This window comes from Actinomadura sp. WMMB 499 (genome assembly GCF_008824145.1).
Taxonomy (GTDB): Bacteria; Actinomycetota; Actinomycetes; order Streptosporangiales; family Streptosporangiaceae; genus Spirillospora.
The window spans coordinates 5,710,551-5,731,578 of sequence record NZ_CP044407.1; the positions used below are offsets into that span (position 1 = coordinate 5,710,551).

Sequence of the window (21,028 nt, forward strand, 5' to 3'; positions counted from 1 at the left end):
GCCCGGCCCGTCGCCGGGCCAGTCGCCCTTTCCGAGGTCAACAGGGTGGTTCACGACTGGCGTACCTGCCTTTCCAGGTCGTCGAGGACGTCGGTGAGGGCGAGCAGCCCGGCGTCGTCCACGGGTTCAGGACCGTACAGGGCGCCGCCCACGACCGCCTCCGGGTGCGCGGTGCGGCTCGCGACGGCCGAGACGATCTGCTGCGCGGCGGCCGGGTCCTGTGCGGCCGAGCGCGGCAGCCCCAGCAGCGGGACGAGCCGTTCCCGGGCCCCCGCCCGCAGCGCGTCCGCCGCACGGTCGCGGGCGCGGCTCGCGCGGTACAGCCGGGCGCGGCCCTCGACCGTCTCGGCGGAGCGGACCACGACCGGCAGCGCCTCCGCCACGACCGGGCCGAGCCGCCGGGCTCGCCACAGCGCGACCAGCAGCACCGCGACGAGCAGCTCCAGGAAGAACAGCTTCACCCCGAACGGGATCAGCTCGATCAGCGACTTCCCTCCGGCCGCGGTGCCGGGCTCGGGAAGGTCGGGCATCAACCACACGGTGTGGGTGCCGGGCCCGGCCAGGTTCATGCCGAGCGCGGCGTTGCCCTCGTCGTCCAGATGCTCGTTGACGAGCGGGGCGGTCGACCCGAGAACGGTGACCGTCCTCCCGCGCGGCTCCTGCACCTGCACCAGGCGCGCACCGTTCACGTCCGCGTCCGGAGCCGCGTAGCAGGCGGTCGCGTCGCCCCGCATCGCGCCGGGGTCGGGGGCGTAAAGGAGCGATTCGTTGAACGACACGGGGCCCGCGAGGCGGGCGGCCCGGAGACCGCAACCGGGGGACTCCACACCGGAGAACGCGTTCCCCACCGAGTCGACGCCGGGGGCTAGGGCACGCAGCACGTGCGACGTGGGCTGGACGAGCACCAGGTTGGCCCGGGCCGAGTGTAGGAGGGCCACATCCTCATCGGTGAGCCGCTCGCTGTGCGTCACCACCAGTGTGGTGGCGGGGCCGTAGGCGAAGGGGGACGCGTCCACGTCCCGCGCGACGTCCACGCGCGTGCCGTTCTGCGCCAGGATCGCGGCGAGGGCCCGGCTGCCCTCCGGCTTCGGCGACTCCGGATCGAGCGACCCCGCCGAACTCGACGGCCGCAGCGCGGCCAGGATCACCCCGATCAGCGCCAGCGCGAGGAGCGCCACCAGGATCCCGCGGGACGCGCGCCAGCGGCGTCCCGCGACCTGCCGCGCGGACGGCTCGGCGGGCGCCCCCGTGCCCGTCCCGGCACCGGGGGCGCCGGGCGGTGCCTGCGTCACCATCGCGGCCCTCCGTCCTCGTCGTCGCCCCGCCCCGCCGGGACGGGGCCGTCGGACTCCAGCGGCGCCGGACGGGCCGCGCGCAACCGGTCGTCCAGGTCCCTGACCTGCGCGTACCCGTCGGCGGTGCCGGGCCGGTCGCCGTACCAGACGTCGTCGAAGATCCGCACGGCGGTGCGCAGCGCGTCCGCCAGTTCGGGCACCGCCGTGCCCGCCTCGGCCGCGAGCTCGTCGGCGGTGCGGCCCGGCCGCGGCCCGAGCACGGCGCGTTCCTCCAGGTCGCGCGCGACCGCGCGGAGCCGTTCCCGGATCGCCTCGGCCCACTGCCCGGCCGCCGCGTGCCGCTCGGCGGCGGCCCGATGGTCGAGCGCCGTCGCGGGCCGCGCCTCGTCCAGCAGCGCCCCGCGCCGCGACCGCGGGTTGCCGCGCCCCCACATCAGCCACACGACCAGCGCGATCGCCGCCGCCAGCACCAGCACGATCACCACGATCGACAGGATGCCGCTGCCGCCGCCCTGCGGCTGGCCGGCCGGCGACTGGTTCATCAGCTCGCGCAGCCACTCCGTGAAGTCGCTCCAGGTCCGTTCCAGCCAGGACGGTTCCTCCCGCTGGTAGACCTGCTTCTCCAGCTCGCGGCGGGCCATCTCGCGGGCCTGCTCGCGGTCGACCGGGCCGGGCGCGGAGGCGCCGGTCGTCGAAGGGGCGAACGCCGAGAGGGCGGGCGTCGGGGCGCCGAGCATCAGAGGGTCGCCCCCGTTCCGTCGGTCGGCCGCCACAGTGCGGTGAACGCCTCGTCGTCCGGCTCGGCGCCGCCTGGGGCGTGCGTGCCCCGGACGTCCTCCGGCGCCGTGGCGGACGGCGTCGACCCGGACGTCCGCCGCAGGCGCACCTCCAGGTCGAACCCCTCCCGGCGCATCCGCTGGTCCATGTAGAGCATCGCGATGACTCCCGCGTCGAACGGCAGTACGACCGACCACGCCACGATCCGTCCGACCGTGTCGACGGCGAGCGCGGCCACCGCGTCACTGCCGTCGCCGAAGAAGACGAGCTGGACCACGATGAACGGGATCCGCAGGGCGAAGAGCCCCATGAAGACCGTCACCAGCAGGGCCAGCACGAGCGCGCCGCACAGACGCCACCAGCGTCCCTTGGTGAGGGCCCGCGCGCGCTTGAGCGCGCCCCCCACGGTGCGTCGCTCCAGGACGACCGCAGGCACCGCCTGCACGAGCAGTACGTAAACCCAGACCATCAGCGCGAATCCCGCGGAGAACCCCAGGACCGCGGCCGACACGATCGCCGCCGGATGCGCCCCGGCCGCCGCCAGCAGGACGAACGGGACGGTCGGCAGCACACCCGCGAGCAGGGCCGCGCCCAGCACCACCGCGGCCGTCCCCAGCAGCCGGCCCGCCACCGGACGGACGTCGCGCAGCGCCCGCCGCGCGGGGATCGGCGCGCCCAGCAGCTCGCGGCCCAGCAGCGGCGCCAGCAACCCCGCGAGCAGCAGGATCCCGAACCCCGACAGCACCAGCAGCAGCCCGTTCAGCGTCGCCTGCGCACCGAACGAGCTCAGCAGCACGTCCGGCGTCACCTCGTCGCGCGCCTCGTCGCCGATGAAGAAGAACGCGCCGACGGAACCCGCCACCTGGATCACCGCCGCCACCGTCACCGACATCCCCAAGATCACCCGGGGCCGGCGCCGGATCCCGGCGATCACGCCGTCCAGCAGTTCCGAGATCGACATGGGGCGGAACGGGACGGTCTCCTCCGCGGCGACGTCCCGGCCGTCCGGTCCCGGCATGGCGGCTCCCTGCGATCTCTGCGGCGCTGTCTCGGCGATCTGTTTCGGCGACCTGTTCGGCGAGTCCGTGCGGCAGCCCGCCGCACGGCCCGGTCGGCACCGCGGACCCGGTGCCTCCCCGTGGTGCCCCTCCCGTGCGCGTCCGCCGCGTGCGTCCCCCGCGCGCGTCCGGTCAGGTCATCCTGTCATGGTCGCAATGCCGGGTTCACCGTGATCGCGCGTCCCGCACGGTGATCCGCTCCGCGACACGCCGGGACCGATGATGGAATCCGCCCGATTCCGGCCGTTTCCGCGCCGGATTCGGGCGTCTCGCTTGACAAGTCCTGCACTGTATAAAGAGCGCATAAGGCACTGCCCTGCTGCAATGCGGGCGCGATGCCGTGCGCCGCGCGACGTGACAACGTGCGGCCACCCGGCTCGGGGGAGTCATGTACAAGGCAAACGCAGGTAACCTGGCACGCCAAGGCATATCTCTCCGCGGCTAGGTGGTGACCGGAGCGCCGCGCCCCCACCACCGAACCCCGACTTTGCGATGAGGGCCATGAGAGGACGTGTACTGGTCGTCGACGACGACCTCGCGCTCGCCGAGATGCTCGGCATCGTGCTGAGGGGCGAGGGCTTCGAGCCCTCGTTCGTGCACGACGGCGACAAGGCGCTCGAGGCGTTCCGGGAGACCCGCCCCGACCTCGTGCTGCTGGACCTGATGCTGCCGGGCGCCGACGGCATCGACGTCTGCCGCCAGATCCGCGCCGAGGCGGGGGTCCCGATCGTCATGCTGACGGCCAAGAGCGACACCGTGGACGTCGTCCTCGGGCTCGAGTCGGGCGCCGACGACTACATCGTCAAGCCGTTCAAGCCGAAGGAGCTGGTCGCGCGCGTGCGCGCGCGCCTGCGGCGCACGGACGAACCCGCCCCCGAGACCCTGCAGATCGGCGACATCACCATCGACGTCGCCGGACACTCGGTCAAGCGCGGCGACCAGCACATCCCCCTCACCCCGCTGGAGTTCGACCTCCTGGTCGCCCTGGCCCGCAAGCCGCGCCAGGTCTTCACCCGCGAGGTCCTCCTCGAGCAGGTGTGGGGCTACCGGCACGCCGCCGACACGCGCCTGGTCAACGTGCACGTCCAGCGACTCCGCGCCAAGATCGAGAAGGATCCCGAGCGCCCGGAGATCGTCGTGACCGTGCGCGGCGTCGGCTACAAGGCCGGTCCCGCCTGACCCGTTGTCGTTCCCACGACAACGGGCCGGTCCGGGGCGCGTGTGGGGGCGTCCCCCGCACTGACCCGCCCGCCGCCGGTTCGACCCCCACCGGCCCGATCCCTCCGGTGACACGACGATGACCCTTCGTTCGTCCGGCAACCCGACCGCGCGACTCCCCGCGGCCTCCTCATGAACGTCTCCCTGAGGAGCGCGGGGCGGTTCGCGCGGCGGATCCTGCGCGCCCTCCGACGGCTCGTGCGCAGCGGCGTCCGGCAGGCCCTCACCCGCTGGCGCCGCTCCATCCAGGTCCGCGTCGTCACCTCGACGCTGTTCATCTCGGGCATCGTCGTCGTGATCCTCGGCGCGTTCCTCATGCAGCAGGTCTCGTCCGCGCTGATGGACAGCAAGGTCAGGGCCGCCCGCCTCCAGCTCGACGAGGGCCTGGCGCAGGTCCAGCGTGACCTGGGCAACTCCTCCGAGAGCGGCAGCAGGCTGGACGCCACGATCGACCGGCTGAAGTCGAGCAGCGGCCCGTCCGGGCTGTACGAGGTGTACATCCGGGACACCAACGAGCAGTACTCCGACGGGTACGCCACCAACGAACTGCGCCAGGGCAGCGTCCCGGAACGCCTCCGCGAGGAGATCGCGAACGCGCCCGCGGGCACCCGCGCCTACACCTACGGCGAACTGAGCTACCTCGGCGACCGCCCGTCCGAGCGTGGGCTCATCGTCGGTGGACGCACCGGGCAGTTCGAGCTCTACTACCTGTTCTCCCTGGAACAGGAGGAGGAGACCCTCACCACCGTCGAACGCTCCATGGCCGGCGTGGGCATCGTCCTGGTCCTGCTCCTCGCCGCCATCGCGTCCCTGGTGACGCGCCAGGTGGTCATCCCCGTGCGGCTCGCCGCGCAGGGCGCCCAGCGCCTCGCCGCCGGCCGCCTCGAGGAGCGCATGCGGGTCCGCGGCGAGGACGACCTCGCCCGGCTCGGCCGCTCGTTCAACGAGATGGCCGAGAACCTGCAGGAGAAGATCCGCGAACTCGAAGACCTCTCGCAGGTGCAGCGCCAGTTCGTGTCCGACGTCTCGCACGAGCTGCGCACGCCCCTCACCACCATCCGCATCGCCGCCGACATGCTCTACGAGAACCGCGACACCTTCGGCGACGTCGCCGTCGGCCGCTCCGCCGAACTGCTGCAGAGCCAGCTCGAACGGTTCGAAGCCCTGCTCGGCGACCTGCTCGAGATCAGCCGGCACGACGCCGGCGCCGCCACCCTCGACGCCGAGTCCCTCGACATGCGCGATCTCGTGCTGCGCACCGTCGGCGACATCCAGGGCCTCGCCGAGCGCAAGGGCAGCAAGGTCGTCCTGCAACTGCCCGGCGAGCCCTGCATGGCCGAGGTGGACCGCCGCCGGGTGGAGCGCATCCTGCGGAACCTGCTGGTCAACGCCGTCGAACACGGCGAGGGCGAGGACATCGTCGTGTCCGCCGCCGTCGACCGCGACGCCGTCGCCGTCGCCGTCCGCGACCACGGTGTCGGCCTGAAACCGGGGGAGGGCCAGATGGTCTTCGACCGCTTCTGGCGCGCCGACCCCGCGCGCGCCCGCACCACCGGCGGCACCGGCCTCGGCCTGTCCATCTCCCGCGAGGACGCCCAGCTGCACGGCGGCTGGCTCCAGGCGTGGGGCGAACCCGGCCACGGCTCCCAGTTCCGCCTCTCCCTGCCCCGCGCCGCGGGCGCCGAGCTCCGCGGCTCCCCGCTCCCGCTCGTCCCGCCCGGCGCGGGCGATCCCCGTCCCGTCTACGCGGAACTGGAGGTCGGCGAATGAACCGCTGGCTCGGCCTCACCGTGCTCTGCGCCGCCGTCCTGATGACCGGCACCGGCTGCGCCGGAGTGCCCAGCGGCGGCCAGGTCGTCACCGGACAGCCCGCCGAACGCGCCGAACGCGTCGACGACCCGTACGTCCGGCTCATCCCCGTCGGGCCCGACCCCGAATGGGGGCCCGCGGAGATCGTCTCCGGCTTCCTCGCCGCGTCCGCGAGCTTCGACGACGACCACCGGGTCGCCAAGCAGTACCTCGGCCCCAAGTCCCGCTGGGAGCCGGGGCCCCGCCCGTTCGTCACCGTCATCGCGGACCGGATCGTCAGCCCGCAGATCGTCCGGTCGGAGAACGGCCAGGCCACCGTCCGGATCAGCGGCGACCAGCTCGGCACGATCACCTCCGACGGCCAGTACACCGCCGCCCCCAAGGAGATCGACCTCGCCTTCCAGGTCGCCAGGACCCCGCAGGGCCTCTGGCGGATCACCGGGCTGCCCGGCGGCGACAAGGCCGGCCTGATCCTCACCAAGGACGACGTCGACCGCGCCATGCGCACCGTCAACCTGTACTTCTTCGCCCCCGATCGGCACACCCTCGTCCCCAACGGCATCTTCCTGCCGGTCGTGAACCGCCAGACGCTCCCCACCCAGCTCGTCCGGGCGGCCCTGGACGGCCCCACGTCCTGGCTGAACGGCGCCGTGCGGAGCGCCTTCCCCGCCGGAACCGAACTGCGCGGATCCGTCGACATCGACAACGACGTCGCGACCGTCGACCTCACCGAAGCCGCCCGCGGCGGCGACATCGAGCGCATGTCCGCCCAGCTCGGCTGGACGCTCCGGCAGCTGTCGGAGATCCAGCGCTGGCGGCTGCGCATCGGCGGCGAGACCGTCACCGCCGAGGGCATGGACGCCACCCAGTCCGTGTACGCCTGGCCGGAGAACTCGCCCGACGGCCCGGACGCCAAGAGCAAGGAGCACCAGAACGCCTACATGACCGGCGAGACGGGCGCCCTCGGCACCCTGCGCGGCGACCGGGCCCACCCCGTCGCCCCCGCCGTGAACCTCTCCCGTCCCGCCGTGTCCCCCGACTACAGCGAGGTCGCCGGACTCGGCTACGCCCACGACCAGGTCATCGTCGCCGCTCCCGTCACCGGCGCCGCGGCCCCGCGCGTCCTGCTGAACGCCCGGGAGGGCGGCCGCTTCACCGCCCCGTCCTGGAGCCCCGACGGCACCCTGTGGACGGTGGAGAGCACGTCCGAGGGCTCGACCCTCTGGGTGCGCCGCCCCGGCCGGTCTCCCGTCCGCGCCGCCCACTGGGGCCTCGGCGGCCGCGAGGTCCTGGCCTTCCACGTCGCCCGCGACGGGGTGCGCGCCGCCGTCATCGTCCGCGTCGACGGCCGCCCCCAGATCCAGATCGGCCGCATCGCCCACGCTCCCGACGGCACCCTGGACGTCGGCGCGTTCCTGCCCGTCAGCTCCGAACTGCAGGACGCCGTCGACATCGCCTGGCGCGACCACGGAACCCTCGCCGTCCTCGGGCGGGCCAACCGCGACGCCCAGACGCTCCCGTTCCTGATGCCCGTCAGCGGCAGCGCGATCACCTCCCTCGGCGTCGGCTCCCTCGGCGAACCCGAGACGATCACCGCGGCCCCCGGCGCGCCCGTCCTCATCGGCACCCGCGCCGCCGGCGAGCAGAAGGTCTGCCGCCAGCGCTCGCCCGCCAACACCTACAGCGCGTGGGTCTGCTCCATCGCGGGCCGCGACCCGTACTACCCCCGCTGACGAAGTTATCCACAGGCCGAAGAATCTCTGCGGCCCCCGGAGCCCGCCGGGCATCGTCGAGTGCATGAAAGCACTGACGACGATCCTCGACCTGATCTTCCCCGAGAGCTGCGCGGGCTGCGGGCGCCCGTCCGTCCTCCTCTGCCCCCTCTGTGCCCTCCCCCTCCAGGCACCCGTCCGCCGAGGGCCCGCCGTACCCGGCGTCCCTCGCCCCACGCGGTCACCCTGTACCAGGGCCCCGTGAAAGCCGTCCTGTCCGCGTACAAGGAGCACGGCCGCGTCCGCCTGGCCACCCCCTTGGGCGAGGCCCTGGCGACAGCCCTCAGGGCCGCCCTGCCCCCACCCACCGAAGACCCCGCGACGACAGGTCCGGCCACTCCACCGAACAAGCCGGACCCCGGCCGACCCGCTGGACCGGCCAAGCGAACGCCGGCCAAGCACGCCCAACCGGGCATGCACGCCGCGCCGGCTACCGGAGCCCAGCCCCGAACAGCGGGAAGCGGCGAACGGGCCAGACGGGACGAGCCGGCCACGCGCCATGGACGGGCCCCGCCGCCAGGAGTGGGTGCGGAGGTGTGGGTGGTGTGGGTGCCTTCGGGGCGGCGGGCGTTGCGGCGGCGAGGGCGGGACGCGACCGGGGAGGTGGCCGAGGCGGCGGTGCGGCGGCTGCGGGCGGAGGGCGCGGCCGTGAGGGCGGTGAACGCGCTGCGCCAGCGGCGACGGGTGGCCGACCAAGCGGGCCTGACGGCGGCGCAGCGGGCGGCCAACCTGCGGGGCGCGATCGAGGTGCGGGCGCCAGTCGCCGGACGGCGGGTCGTCCTGGTGGACGACGTGGTGACGACCGGAGCGTCACTGTCGGAGGCGGCCCGAGCCCTGCGCGCGGCCGGGGCCGAGTTGGTCGGAGCGGCCACGGTCGCGATGACACCGCGCCGGCGGCCGTGACACCGCGCCGATGGGGGTGAAGGCGAATGGTGACTTTCTTCACGTATGTCCGAAGGTTCGACAGGTAGTTACCTAGCGTGGTCGCCCTTCTGGAGGGACGGGGGTCGGTCCGGGCGCGACCGGCGTGAGACACGGCGAGGGGAGTAGATATCGCGCAAACTCACCCGTGGGTCAGGTCGATCTGACCTGCAGGGGAGCAGTGTGCGCGAAGCCCGTGCCCCGGGCGCATCACGGCTCGTGACGGCGCCGTGGAGGGCGCCTGGAACGTCGCTGCGGAGATCACCCATGACGGACCGTGAGTTTTTCCTCGCCTCACCCCCCTGACATTCGTGGCGTAAGGGGTTAGCGTTCCTGACATGGCACCCGCCCGGGTCCGTGGTTGCGTCGGATCGCAGCGTTCCTCGGGAACGCGGCAGACGATCCGGCTAGCCGATGCCAGGCGCAGGCGAAACGGCCCACGTAAGGCGACTTCTCGTCGACCGATCACGGTGCGCCTTAGAGGTAAGTCCTGCCCCGTCGGGGGATCCGACATCCCCCGAACCGGGAGAAGGGCAGTAGTGGCGAGAGCGCCGCGAGCCCCTCAGCAGGCGGATGTGGGGACGAAGACCAGGTCGGCCGGGCGGGTGCGACCCACCGTGCTGTGGCGCCCGAACCGGGGACGTCAGGGCCCCCGGTCAGGGCGAAGAACGCAACCGGGCGAAGGGGGGAGTCCCGCGTGGACATCACCGTGAGGGGCCGGCACACCGATGTGGGCGACCGGTTCCGCCGGCACGTCGACACGAAGCTGGCCAAGATCGAGCGGCTCAACCAGAAGGTCATCCGCGTGGATGTGGAGGTGTCGGAGGAGCACAACCCGCGTCTCGCCGACCAGCGCGAGCGAGTGGAGCTGACGATCCGTTCCCGGGGCCCGGTCATCCGGGCCGAGGCGGCGGCCGACGACCGTTACGGAGCGCTCGACCTCGCGCTGGACAAGCTCGAGTCGAGGCTGCGCCGCGACGGAGAGCGGCGCAAGAGCCACGGCGGCAAGGCGCGCGCCAAGCTCGCGACGATGGAACCGATCCCGGAGCCGCCGCCGCCCGCGCCGGAGCCGCCGCCGCGTGCGGCGCGCGCGGAGCGCACGGCCGTCCAGGAGCGGCCCGACCCCGGGACCCCGGTCTCGGCGGACGAGAACATCGTCCCGATCCCGATGGAGGGCGACGGGCCCGTCGTCGTCCGCGAGAAGTTCCACAAGGCCGAGGCGATGGGCATCGAGCAGGCGCTGTTCGAGATGGAGCTCGTCGGGCACGACTTCTACCTGTACCGGGACAAGGCCTCCGGTCACCCCTCGGTCGTCTACCGGAGAAGAGGCTGGGACTACGGAGTGATCAGGCTCGTCGAAGAGTGATTAGGCGCTCGCCGAGCGTCCGAACCATGTCATGATCTAGAGACCTACAGCCGGATCCGGGCGCGGTGGCCCGGACGGGAGGGTCCCCGCCCGCCCGTCCGAGCCACCGCCCCGTGTCGGCGCCCGGAGCGCGCGCCGGGAACCTCCTCGGGCCTCGCGGCAGTTCTCCGGGAGACACCCGACCGAAATCCCCTGGATCCGCCTTCGGACCCTTTAGGTTCCCGAGGACGACACAAACCGCAGATCCGATCGGAGGCGACCGCAACGGCTCGATTCCGGGATCAGGCCCTCCTCCGGGGCCTCCCGACCCCCGTCCGGACGCCGCGAGGCGCCCCGGACACCGACCCCCGGGCAGCCCCGGGCACGAACGCACTTCCCCGGGGGCGACCCCGGACCCCGCACGGTCCCGGGAGCGCCCCGGTACCGACCCTCCGGTAATCCCAGATCACCCAAAGTGAAGGGGGGAAGCGGCGTCTCCTCCACGCCGCGACTCAGGTGAGCGAGAATCCCGAGGCTCGCAGCTCCGCGGCGGCATCCCGAAAGGCCGGCGCCGGCGCGGCCCCCGCCGACCGGGAGGCGGCGCGGCCGGCCGATCCGGCCGACCCGATCCGGGTGCTCATCGTCGACGACCACGCGCTGTTCCGCCGCGGCCTGGAAATGGTCCTCCAGGAGGAGGACGACATCGAGGTCATCGGCGAGGGCGGGGACGGGCACGAGGCCGTCGAGATGGCGGGCGACCTGCTTCCCGACGTCGTCCTGATGGACATCCGGATGCCCCGCCGCAGCGGCATCGAAGCCTGCACCGCCATCAAGGACGCCGCGCCGAGCGCGAAGATCGTGATGCTGACGATCAGCGACGAGGAGGAGGACCTCTTCGAGGCCATCAAGGCCGGGGCGACCGGCTACCTCCTCAAGGAGATCTCCATCGACGAGGTCCCGCAGGCGGTCCGCGCCGTGCACGGCGGCCAGTCGCTGATCAGCCCGTCCATGGCCTCCAAACTCATCACCGAGTTCGCCTCCCTGGCCAAACGCAGCGAGGAACGCACCCAGCAGGTACCCGCCCCCAAGCTCACCGAGCGGGAGATGGAAGTCCTGCGCCTGGTCGCCCGCGGCCTCGGCAACCGCGAGATCGCCCGCGAACTCTTCATCTCGGAGAACACGGTCAAGAACCACGTCCGGAACATCCTGGAGAAGCTCCAGCTCCACTCCCGGATGGAGGCCGTGGTCTATGCCGTCCGCGAAAAGCTCCTGGAGATCACCTGACGGCGGCCTCGCACCACGGACCCGAGGGCGACCGGTAAACGCAGTTTGTCGGTGTCGTGACGTAGCATCGCGGGCGTGATCGAGCTCAGTGCGGACGAGGCGAGACGGCTGCAGTTGCGAGCCCAGGGACTGCTGGGGGCGCGGAGCCGGGGCGGGGTGCCCGCGATGCTGCGGCGGCTGGGCGCCGTCCAGCTCGACACGATCTCGGTGCTCGCGCGGTCCCACGAGCTGGTCCCGTACGCGCGCCTCGGGCCGGTGGGGCGCGGGCCGGTCGAGACGGCGTACTGGGGCAACGGGACGCCGACCGCGTTCGAGTACTGGGCGCACGCGGCGTCGGTGCTCCCGCTGGACGACTGGCCGCTGTTCGCGTTCCGGCGCCGCGCGTACGCGCGGCGCGGCTGGCGCTGGCACAAAGTGCCCGAAGGCGTGTGCGACGTCGTCCGCGAGCGGCTGCGGACGGACGGCCCGCTCACCACCCGGGAGCTCGGCGGTGCGAAGGCGAGCGCCGAGTGGTGGGACTGGAGCGACCAGAAGATCGGCATCGAATGGCTCCTGGATGTCGGCGAGGTCGTCTGCGTGCGGCGGGTCGGCTGGCGCCGGGTCTACGACCTCGCCGAACGTGCCGTCCCCGCGGAACTGCTCGCCCGCGACCCCGACGACGACGCGTGCCTGACGGAGCTCGTGGCGAGGGCCGGACGGGCGCTCGGGGTGGCGACGCGCGCGGACCTCGCGGACTACTACCGGATCCGGCAGGACGAAGTCGACCGCGTCATCGACGGGACGGGGCTCGTCCCGGTGGAGGTCGCCGGATGGGGCCGGCGCGCCTGGGCCGATCCCTCGGCGCTGGACGCCCCGGCCCGCGGACGGCACGTCACGACGCTGCTGTCGCCGTTCGACTCGCTCGTGTGGGACCGCGCCCGGACGTCACGGGTGTTCGGGTTCGATCACCGGCTGGAGGCGTACGTGCCGAAGGCCGAGCGGGTGCACGGCTACTTCACGATGCCGCTGCTGGCGGGCGGGCGCCTCATCGGCCGCGTCGACCCGGCCCGCGACGGCCGCACCCTCGTCGCCCGGCAGGCGTCGTTCGAACCGTGGGCGGTGCGGACGCCCGCGCGGGCGGAGGCGTCCGCGGCGGCGCTCGGCACCGCGCTGTGGCGCGCCGCCGCGTGGGTCGGCTGCGACGACGTCCGGGTGGAGCGCGTCGACGCCGACCCCGCCCTCGTGTCGGCGGCGGTGCGGCACGGGCGCTGACGGCGGGACGGTGCCGCCCCGCGGCGCACCGGACACCGGTGTCGAGTGGCAGCCGGTGGCGGGAACGGCGGAACGCTCGGCGGGGTACGGTGCCGTGCCGGCGGCCGTGCGGGAAGGTGCGGGCCGAGGGGCCCGGCGGTGCGCGGCCGCAGCCGCGAGTGCCGGGACCGTACCCGGGCGAGCACGCCCGGGTACGGCCGCCGGCACGGGAACAATCAGCCGTGCGGGGTTCGTTGAGGGTCCGTGGCGACGGGACGGTCGAGCGCCTCGCCCCGCGGGCCGCCGCGGCGCTTGTCCGTGCGGGAGCCGAAGAGCGAGTAGTCGACGATTTCGGGGATCACCCGGGGGGCGTCCACGACGACGTCCGCGAACAGGTGGACGAAACCGCTGACGATCATTCCGAGCACGACGATGCCGACACCGACCCAGAACATGATCCAGGCGGGGCCGATGCAGAGCGCCACGCCGCCGACGACGAACCCGGCGAAGATGATCGACACGGCGAGCCAGGATCCGGGGCGTCCGGCGTGCGATCCGCTTGCATCTTCGGACATTTGCGCCTCCCTCGGTCGTAAGGAAGATCCTCTCCGTGACCCGGAGGATCAAACGGGGCGCAACGATTGCGCCGCGGGAGTGAGCTAGACCATTCTGGGTCTCGCCTACGATGGGCATCGTACGTGTGGTGTGCGTGCCGCCGGGAGCGGCGGTCAACCACGATCTGCAAGGAGCCTTCGAGAGTGCCGCCAGTCATCGACAAGATCCTTCGTGCGGGCGAAGGACGAACCCTGCGCAAGCTCAAGAAGCTCGCGGATCAGGTCAACTCGATCGAGGAGGACTTCCTCGATATGAGCGACGCCGAGTTGCGCGAGCTGACCGACAAGTACCGGGAACGCATCGCCGAAGGCGAGAGCCTGGACGAACTGCTCCCCGAGGCGTTCGCGACCGCCCGCGAAGCCGCGAAACGAGTGCTGGGGCAGCGGCACTACGACGTCCAGGTGATGGGCGGAGCCGCGCTGCACCTGGGCAACATCGCCGAGATGAAGACCGGTGAGGGCAAGACCCTGACCTGCGTGCTCCCGGCCTACCTGAACGCGCTGGACGGCAAGGGCGTTCACGTGGTCACGGTGAACGACTACCTCGCCAAGCGCGACGCCGAGTGGATGGGCCGCGTGCACCAGTTCCTCGGTCTCGAGGTCGGCGTCATCCTCCCGCAGATGACGCCGGACGAGCGCCGGGCCGCGTACAACGCCGACATCACCTACGGGACGAACAACGAGTTCGGCTTCGACTACCTGCGCGACAACATGGCGTGGAGCCTGGACGAGTGCGTCCAGCGGGGCCACAACTTCGCGATCGTCGACGAGGTCGACTCGATCCTGATCGACGAGGCCCGGACCCCGCTGATCATCTCGGGTCCGGCCGAGCAGAACTCCAAGTGGTACGCGGAGTTCGCGAAGATCGTCCCCCGGCTGAAGCGGGCCGAGCTGGTCAGCACCGCCGGCCAGGTCGACGAGTACGGCCCGGGCGACTACGAGGTGAACGAGAAGAAGCGCACGGTCGGCATCACCGAGTCGGGCGTCGAGAAGGTCGAGGACTACCTCGGCATCGACAACCTGTACGACTCGGTGAACACCCCGCTGGTGAGCTTCCTCAACAACGCGCTGAAGGCCAAGGAGCTGTACAAGCGCGACAAGGACTACGTCGTCATGAACGGCGAGGTCCTGATCGTGGACGAGTTCACCGGCCGCATTCTCCATGGTCGCCGCTACAACGAGGGCATGCACCAGGCCATCGAGGCCAAGGAGGGCGTGTCCATCAAGGACGAGAACCAGACGCTCGCCACGATCACCCTGCAGAACTTCTTCCGCCTCTACGGCAAGCTGTCCGGGATGACCGGTACCGCGGAGACCGAGGCGGCCGAGTTCAACAAGACGTACCAGATCGGGGTCGTGCCGATCCCGACGAACAAGCCGATGATCCGCGAGGACGTCGCCGACGTCGTCTACAAGACCGAGCAGGCCAAGTTCGAGGCCGTGGTCGACGACATCGCCGAGCGGCACGAGAAGGGCCAGCCGGTCCTGGTCGGCACCACGTCGGTGGACAAGTCCGAGCGGCTGAGCAAGATGCTCAAGCGGCGCGGCGTCCCGCACCAGGTGCTGAACGCCAAGCACCACGAGCAGGAGTCGACGATCGTCGCGGAGGCGGGCCGCAAGGGCAGCGTCACCGTCGCGACGAACATGGCGGGCCGCGGCACCGACATCATGCTGGGCGGCAACCCCGACTTCCGCGCCGACCTGGAGCTGCACCAGCGCGGCCTGTCGCCGCTGGAGACGCCCGAGGAGTACGAGACGGCCTGGCCGGAGGCGCTCGAGAAGGCCAAGGAGGCCGTCAAGGGCGAGCACGAGGAGGTCGTCGAGGCGGGCGGCCTGTACGTGCTGGCGACCGAGCGGCACGAGTCGCGGCGGATCGACAACCAGCTGCGCGGCCGGTCCGGCCGGCAGGGCGACCCGGGCGAGTCCCGGTTCTACCTGTCGCTGGAGGACGACCTGATGCGGCTGTTCAACTCGGCCCGCGTCGAGGCGATCATGACGCGGCTGAACATCCCGGACGACGTCCCGATCGAGTCCAAGATCGTGACGAACGCGATCAAGTCGGCGCAGAGCCAGGTCGAGCAGCAGAACTTCGAGATGCGCAAGAACGTCTTGAAGTACGACGAGGTGCTGAACCGGCAGCGCAAGGTCATCTACGCCGAGCGCCGCAAGGTGCTCGAGGGCGAGGACCTGCACGAGCAGATCCGCCGGATGATCGACGAGGTCGTCGGCGGCTACGTCGCGGGCGCGACCGGCGAGGGCTTCGCCGAGGAATGGGACCTGGAGAAGCTCTGGAAGGCGTTCAAGCAGCTCTACCCGGTCTCGATGACGGTGGACGAGCTGGTCGAGGACGCCGCCGGCGGCGAGATCTCGAACCTGGACGCCGAGACGCTCGCGGCGAAGATCCGCGAGGACGCGCAGAACGCCTACGAGAAGCGCGAGGAGACGCTCGGCGCCGAGGTGATGCGGGAGCTGGAGCGCCGCGTCATCCTGTCGGTCCTGGACCGCAAGTGGCGCGAGCACCTCTACGAGATGGACTACCTCCAGGAGGGCATCGGCCTGCGGGCCATGGCGCAGCGCGACCCGCTGGTCGAGTACCAGCGCGAGGGCTTCGACATGTTCAACGCGATGCTCGACGGCATCAAGGAGGAGTCGGTCGGCTACCTGTTCAACCTCGAGGTCGAGGTGGAGGAGCAGCCGCAGGCACCGAAGGTCGGCGCCGCGCCGGTGTCGGTGGCCAAGTCGTCCCCGGCCGGGACGGCCGAGGACGAGGCCGCCGAGGAGGAGACCGAGGACGGCGCGAAGGCCGAGGAGGACACCGAGGAGGCCCCGGCGATCGTCGCGAAGGGCCTCGGCGAGCCGGACCGTCCGAAGAAGCTGGAGTACTCGGCCCCGACCGTCGACGGTGAGGGCGGCGTCGAGACCCACAGCGAGGAGCAGGACGACCCGTACGCCGGTGTGGGGCGCAACGACCCGTGCCCGTGCGACTCGGGCAAGAAGTTCAAGCGCTGCCACGGCGACCCGCGCGCGAAGAAGTAGGGAACGCTCACACGAGTCGGCCCCCGAGGGATCCCTCGGGGGCCGTTTCGCGCGTGCGGCTCCTACGCGGCCGTGGTCTCGACGGCGGTGCAGCGCCACCGGCCGCGCAGGTGCTCCAGCCGCAGCGCGAGCGCGTGCACGCGGCCCGCGACGACGATGACGGCGCCCGTCTCGGCCGCCCCGGGCGCGGGCCGCTGCAGCCACGTGGCGAGGACGCGCGGCGGGACGATCCGGCGCGCGGGCCGGGCCGGGCGGCGCGCGTCCAGCGCGTGGCACACCTCGGCGACGGCGATCAGCGACAGCCGGGTCGGCGGCCGGATCCCGGCGAGGGTCTCGGCCACCATCAGGACCGCCGCGCCGGCGACGCGGCGCACCTCGGCCTCCGCGTCGTCGCCGGCCCGCACCAGCCGCAGCGGGGTCTCGGCGGCCTGCACGCCCGGGACCCGCGCGAGCGCGAGGGCGCCGTCCGTCTCGGGACCGGGACGGTTCCGCCCGATGCGGACGACCGTGGACGCGTCCGGCCGGCGGTCCGTACGGGTACGGCGGCTCGGGTGCGGGCGATGGCTCATGGGGGGACCTCCTGCTCGGGTGCTGCCGAGACAGAGAGGCGCGAGAGCCTCCCGCTGATACGTGGTGGCCGGATGCGGCCGAGCATGTATGTCCCGCTCCCGGAGGCGCCCGGAAAGAGCGGCGGCGGGGCGCCCGGGTGGGCGCCCCGCCGCCGCGGGGTGAGTCCCGATGGGAGCTGCGGGAGCCGGGACTCGCGGGGCCGGACGGCCGATGGGGCGGCCGTCCGGGGATGGTTCAGCTGCTCGACGGGTTGTCCGGCGGCGAACCGGCGTCGCCCGAGCCACCGGACGAACCGGAGTCACCGGACGGACCGGAGCCACCGGAGTCGCTCGCCGAACCGGCGTCGCCCGTCGCGGAGTCGCCCGTCGCGGAGTCGTCCGTCGAACCGGGGTCGCCGGCGACGGCCGTCTGCGTGCTCCCGCCGTCGGCCGGCGGCGCCGTGCCGCCGCCACCCTTGCGGGCCTTGCCCTTGGCCTTGCCCGCGACGGCACCGGCCATCTCCGGGTCGGCGGCGGGGTCGGCGGCCACCGACTCCTCGTCGTCCGGTTCGCGGCCGGGTGTCGGGATGTTGAACCGCTGGATCATGAACCGGAAGATGACGTAGTAGAGGATGAAGTACAGGACGCCCATCCCGAGGATGAGCACCAGTCCTTCGGTGTTGTCCTTCCTCGCGTTCAGCAGCAGGTCGATGAGGCCCGCGGAGAACCCGAAGCCGAGCTGGGCTCCGGCGGCCTCCAGGATGGCCATCGAGATGCCGGTCAGGACGACGTGCACGCCGTACAGCAGCGGCGCGACGAACATGAACGCGAACTCGATGGGCTCGGTGACGCCGGTGACGAACGCGGTGAGCGCGGCGGAGATCATGATGCCGCCGACGGCCGGGCGACGGTGCTTGGGTGCGGCGTGCCACATCGCGAGGGCCGCGCCGGGCAGGCCGAACATCAGCACGGGGAAGAACCCGGCGAGGAAGCCGCCCGCGTCCGGGTCCCCGGCGAGGTACCGGTTGATCTCGCCGGTGGCGACGGTGCCGTCGCCCGTCTGGTACTCGCCGAACACGAACCAGATGAGCGAGTTCGGGATGTGGTGCAGGCCGAACGGCAGCAGGAGCCGGTTGATGACGCCGTAGATGCCGGCCCCGGCCGCGCCCGCGCCGGTGATCCACTCGCCGAAGTCGGTCAGCCAGCCGCCGAGGAGGGGCCAGGCGAAGCCGATGACGACGCCGAGGACGAGCGCGGCGCCCGCGGTGACGATGGGCACGAACCGGCGGCCGCCGAAGAAGGCCAGCCAGGTCGGCAGCTTGATCCGGTAGAACCGCTGGTAGAGCAGGGCGGCGATGAGACCGATGAGGATGCCGCCGAGCACCTGGGTCGGGTTCTTGGCGCCCCAGTCGATGGCCTGGGTCTCGGTGCCGTCGACCATCTTGGTGATGACGACGCTGCCCTGGAGTTCCTCGGTGTCCGCGAACATCACCTTGGTGACGCGGTCGAACACCAGGTAGCCGACCACCGCGGCGAGGGCGGTGGAGCCGTCGGACTTCTTCGCGAACCCGATCGCCACACCGACGGCGAACAGGAGCGGGAGGTTGTCGAGCAGGGCGCCGCCCGCGGCGGCGAACACTTCGGCGACGCGGTCCCAGCCGAGGCCGTCCGCGCCGAGCATGTCGGCCTGGCCGAAGCGCAGCAGCAGCGCGGCGGCGGGCAGGACGGCGATCGGCAGCATCAGGCTGCGGCCGATGCGCTGGAGCACCGCCAGCACGCTCGACCCTCGGCGTGGCGCCGAGTCCACGGTTGTCGCTGTCATCGGGGGGTTCCTCCTTGGGGGTTAGGAGTTCGGCGGGGGGTTTCCGAGGGCCGTGTGGATCTGGTAGCGATCCGCTCTGTAGGTCGACACGCCCAGTTCGGCGCACACGCCTCCGGTGTAGGAGCGGCGTTGCAGGAGCAGCACGGCGCTGCCCTTGGCGATCTGCAGGTGCTTGGCGTCGGCGGCGTCGGCGAGGCCGGCGTCGATGGTCTGGTCGCCGGCGTCGAAGACGATGCCGTAGACGGCTTCGAGCACGCCGTACAGGGAGCGGTCGGCGAGCCGCCGGTCGAGGAGGTCGGGGGCGATCGAGGCGAGGATGTGGGCGCGTTCGAGGGCCATCGGCTCGCCGTCGGCGGTGCGCAGCCGTTCGATGACGTGGATCGGGGTGCCGGGGTCGACGCCGAAGACGCGGGCGAGGTGCGCGTCGGCGGGGGCGGTGCGGCGGTCCAGGTCGACGGCGCCGGGGCGCAGGCCGCGGGCGAGCATGTCCTCGGTGAACGACACGAGCCGCAGCGGCATCTCGATCTTGGGGCGGGCGACGAACGTGCCCTTGCCGGGGACGCGGTAGAGGCGTCCCTCGGTGACGAGCTGGTCGACGCCCTGCCGGACGGTCATCCGGGACAGTTCGTACCGGGCGCACAGTTCGCGTTCCGAGGGGATCGGGGCGTCCACGGGCAGCTCCGCGCTCTCGATGAGGTCGAGCAGGATCGCGCGGAGCTGGAAGTACTTCGGGACGGGACTGTGCGGATCGATGGTCACGGGGGTCCTCGACGGCCGGAGCCGGATCGATGATCGTCGGATGTGTTCGGCTTCGTATTGGTTTCGGACTGGTCTAGGCCGGACTAGACCACAAGGCGGAAACGCATGTCAATGCACGAAAAGATAACGGGACGATCTCGGGACCGACCTCGGAAACGGCCTCGCAAGATCGATGTTCTCGCAGGTCAGCGAGCCCGTCGCGACGAGTCGTCCGGTCGGGATTCGGGCGGCGAGTCCTCTTCCGGTTCCCGCCCGGGCGTCGGCAGGTCGAACCGTTTGATGACGAAGGAGAAGATCGCGTAGTAGAGGAAGAAGTACAGGACGCCTACTCCGACGATCAGCCACAGGTGCCGGGTGTTGCTCTTGGTCGCGTTGAGCAGCAGGTCGATGAGCCCGGCCGAGAAGCTGAACCCGAGCTGGGCGTCCAGGGCCGCGAGGACGCCCATCGAGACGCCGGTCAGCACGACGTGGATCCCGTAGAGGACGGGCGCCACGAACATGAACGAGAACTCGATGGGCTCGGTGACGCCGGTGACGAACGCGGTGAGCGCGGCGGAGATCATGATGCCGCCGACGGCCGGGCGGCGGTGCTCCGGCGCCGCGCGCCAGATCGCGAGGGCCGCGCCGGGCAGGCCGAACATCAGCACGGGGAAGAACCCGGCGAGGAACGTTCCGGCGTCCGGGTCGCCCGCGAGGTACCGGTTGATCTCGCCGTGGACGACGTCGCCGTCCGGCTCCCGGTACGAGCCGAAGACGAACCAGATGAGCGAGTTCAGGATGTGGTGCAGGCCGAACGGCAGCAGCAGCCGGTTCGCGACGCCGTACAGCCCGGCGCCGACGGCGCCCGCGCCGGTGAGCCAGTCGCCGAAGTCGTTGATCCAGCCGCCGAGCGTCGGCCAGACGAACCCGAAGACGACGCCGAGCAGCAGCGCGCATGCGGCGCTGACGATCGGGACGAACCGGCGCCCGCCGAAGAACGCGAGCCACGACGGCAGCTTGACCCGGTAGAACCGCTGGTAGAGCAGCGCGACCATGATCCCGACGACGATGCCGCCGAGGACCTGCGTCGGGTTCTGCAGCCCGTACGCGACGGTCTCCTCCAGCGACCCGTCCTCCTGCCGCACCTCCTGGACGACCGACGCGCGCAGCTCCTCGGTGTGCGCGAACATCACCTTCGAGACGCGGTCGAACACGAGGTAGGCGGCGACGGCGGCGAGGGCGGTGGAGCCGTCGGACTTCTTCGCGAACCCGATGGCGACGCCGACGGCGAACAGGATCGCGAGGTTGTCGAGCAGGGCGCCGCCGGCGGCGGCGAACACCTCGGCGACGCGGTCCCAGCCGAGGCCGTCCGCGCCGAGCAGGTCGGGCTGGCCGAGGCGCAGCAGGATGCCGGCGGCGGGGAGCACGGCGATCGGCAGCATGAGGCTGCGCCCGATGCGCTGCAGCACGCCGAACGTCGCCGACCAGGCGCGGCGCGCCCCGCCGTCGCCGCCCGTATCGCCGTCGCCGGCCGCGGTCGCGGTGCTCATGCGCCGATGTC

General features: G+C 72.1%; 16 protein-coding genes. 8 read left to right on the forward strand and 8 right to left on the reverse strand.

What is annotated here, in order from left to right:
* Positions 1-50: 50 nt before the first annotated feature.
* The 3 genes from F7P10_RS25715 to F7P10_RS42675 are packed head-to-tail and all read right to left on the reverse strand — an operon-like array spanning position 51 to position 3,090.
* Positions 51-1,295, reverse strand: coding sequence for a DUF4350 domain-containing protein (locus F7P10_RS25715; protein WP_151012973.1), 1,245 nt, complete (start codon positions 1,293-1,295; stop codon positions 51-53).
* Entirely contained in the window at positions 1,289-2,032 is a 744-nt protein-coding gene (locus F7P10_RS25720; protein WP_151012976.1) for a DUF4129 domain-containing protein, read from the reverse strand. The genes F7P10_RS25715 and F7P10_RS25720 overlap by 7 nt, the downstream gene beginning before the upstream one ends.
* The gene (locus tag F7P10_RS42675) at positions 2,032-3,090 is read right to left on the reverse strand and encodes a hypothetical protein (RefSeq protein ID WP_176611654.1); all 1,059 of its coding nucleotides are present in this window, start codon (positions 3,088-3,090) and stop codon (positions 2,032-2,034) included. Before F7P10_RS42675 ends, F7P10_RS25720 begins: the two co-directional genes overlap by 1 nt.
* 541 nt (positions 3,091-3,631) lie before the next feature.
* On the opposite strand from F7P10_RS42675, the gene mtrA reads away from it, so the two are divergent.
* The 7 genes from mtrA (at position 3,632) to F7P10_RS25760 (ending at position 12,730) form a co-directional block, all read left to right on the forward strand.
* The gene (gene mtrA, locus F7P10_RS25730) at positions 3,632-4,309 is read left to right on the forward strand and encodes an MtrAB system response regulator MtrA (RefSeq protein WP_151012978.1); all 678 of its coding nucleotides are present in this window, start codon (positions 3,632-3,634) and stop codon (positions 4,307-4,309) included.
* A 171-nt stretch (positions 4,310-4,480) separates the two neighbouring features.
* The gene (mtrB, locus tag F7P10_RS25735) at positions 4,481-6,118 is read left to right on the forward strand and encodes an MtrAB system histidine kinase MtrB (RefSeq protein ID WP_151012980.1); all 1,638 of its coding nucleotides are present in this window, start codon (positions 4,481-4,483) and stop codon (positions 6,116-6,118) included.
* Positions 6,115-7,890, forward strand: coding sequence for an LpqB family beta-propeller domain-containing protein (locus F7P10_RS25740; protein WP_151012982.1), 1,776 nt, complete (start codon positions 6,115-6,117; stop codon positions 7,888-7,890). The genes mtrB and F7P10_RS25740 overlap by 4 nt, the downstream gene beginning before the upstream one ends.
* A 582-nt stretch (positions 7,891-8,472) precedes the next feature.
* Positions 8,473-8,832 (forward strand): phosphoribosyltransferase family protein, encoded by a 360-nt coding sequence (locus F7P10_RS43470; RefSeq protein WP_254716017.1) that lies wholly within the window; start codon positions 8,473-8,475, stop codon positions 8,830-8,832.
* Positions 8,833-9,547: 715 nt separating this feature from the next.
* A complete protein-coding gene (gene raiA / locus F7P10_RS25750) occupies positions 9,548-10,216 on the forward strand; it encodes a ribosome-associated translation inhibitor RaiA (protein WP_151012984.1) in 669 nt (222 codons plus the stop codon).
* Between the two features lie 606 nt (positions 10,217-10,822).
* Positions 10,823-11,479 carry a response regulator transcription factor gene (locus tag F7P10_RS25755; RefSeq protein ID WP_218040725.1) on the forward strand — a complete coding sequence of 219 codons (657 nt, stop codon included), beginning with the start codon at positions 10,823-10,825 and terminating at the stop codon, positions 11,477-11,479.
* A gap of 75 nt (positions 11,480-11,554) precedes the next feature.
* Complete coding sequence (locus tag F7P10_RS25760; protein ID WP_254716018.1) at positions 11,555-12,730, forward strand: winged helix-turn-helix domain-containing protein; 1,176 nt, start codon at positions 11,555-11,557, stop codon at positions 12,728-12,730.
* 215 nt (positions 12,731-12,945) lie between these two features.
* Here F7P10_RS25760 and F7P10_RS25765 read toward each other — a convergent pair whose 3' ends face one another.
* Positions 12,946-13,284 carry an HGxxPAAW family protein gene (locus tag F7P10_RS25765; protein WP_151012988.1) on the reverse strand — a complete coding sequence of 113 codons (339 nt, stop codon included), beginning with the start codon at positions 13,282-13,284 and terminating at the stop codon, positions 12,946-12,948.
* 183 nt (positions 13,285-13,467) lie between these two features.
* On the opposite strand from F7P10_RS25765, the gene secA reads away from it, so the two are divergent.
* Entirely contained in the window at positions 13,468-16,359 is a 2,892-nt protein-coding gene (gene secA, locus F7P10_RS25770; RefSeq protein ID WP_151012989.1) for a preprotein translocase subunit SecA, read from the forward strand.
* A gap of 62 nt (positions 16,360-16,421) precedes the next feature.
* On the opposite strand, the gene F7P10_RS25775 is transcribed toward secA, so the two are convergent.
* The 4 genes from F7P10_RS25775 to F7P10_RS25790 form a co-directional block, all read right to left on the reverse strand.
* Positions 16,422-16,928, reverse strand: coding sequence for an Rv3235 family protein (locus F7P10_RS25775; protein WP_151012991.1), 507 nt, complete (start codon positions 16,926-16,928; stop codon positions 16,422-16,424).
* Positions 16,929-17,163: 235 nt separating this feature from the next.
* A complete protein-coding gene (locus F7P10_RS25780; RefSeq protein WP_151012993.1) occupies positions 17,164-18,729 on the reverse strand; it encodes a PTS transporter subunit EIIC in 1,566 nt (521 codons plus the stop codon).
* A 21-nt stretch (positions 18,730-18,750) separates the two neighbouring features.
* Positions 18,751-19,488 carry a GntR family transcriptional regulator gene (locus F7P10_RS25785; protein WP_151012995.1) on the reverse strand — a complete coding sequence of 246 codons (738 nt, stop codon included), beginning with the start codon at positions 19,486-19,488 and terminating at the stop codon, positions 18,751-18,753.
* Between the two features lie 185 nt (positions 19,489-19,673).
* Positions 19,674-21,017, reverse strand: a complete 1,344-nt coding sequence (locus F7P10_RS25790) for a PTS transporter subunit EIIC (RefSeq protein WP_151012997.1) — start codon at positions 21,015-21,017, stop codon at positions 19,674-19,676.
* Positions 21,018-21,028: the final 11 nt, after the last annotated feature.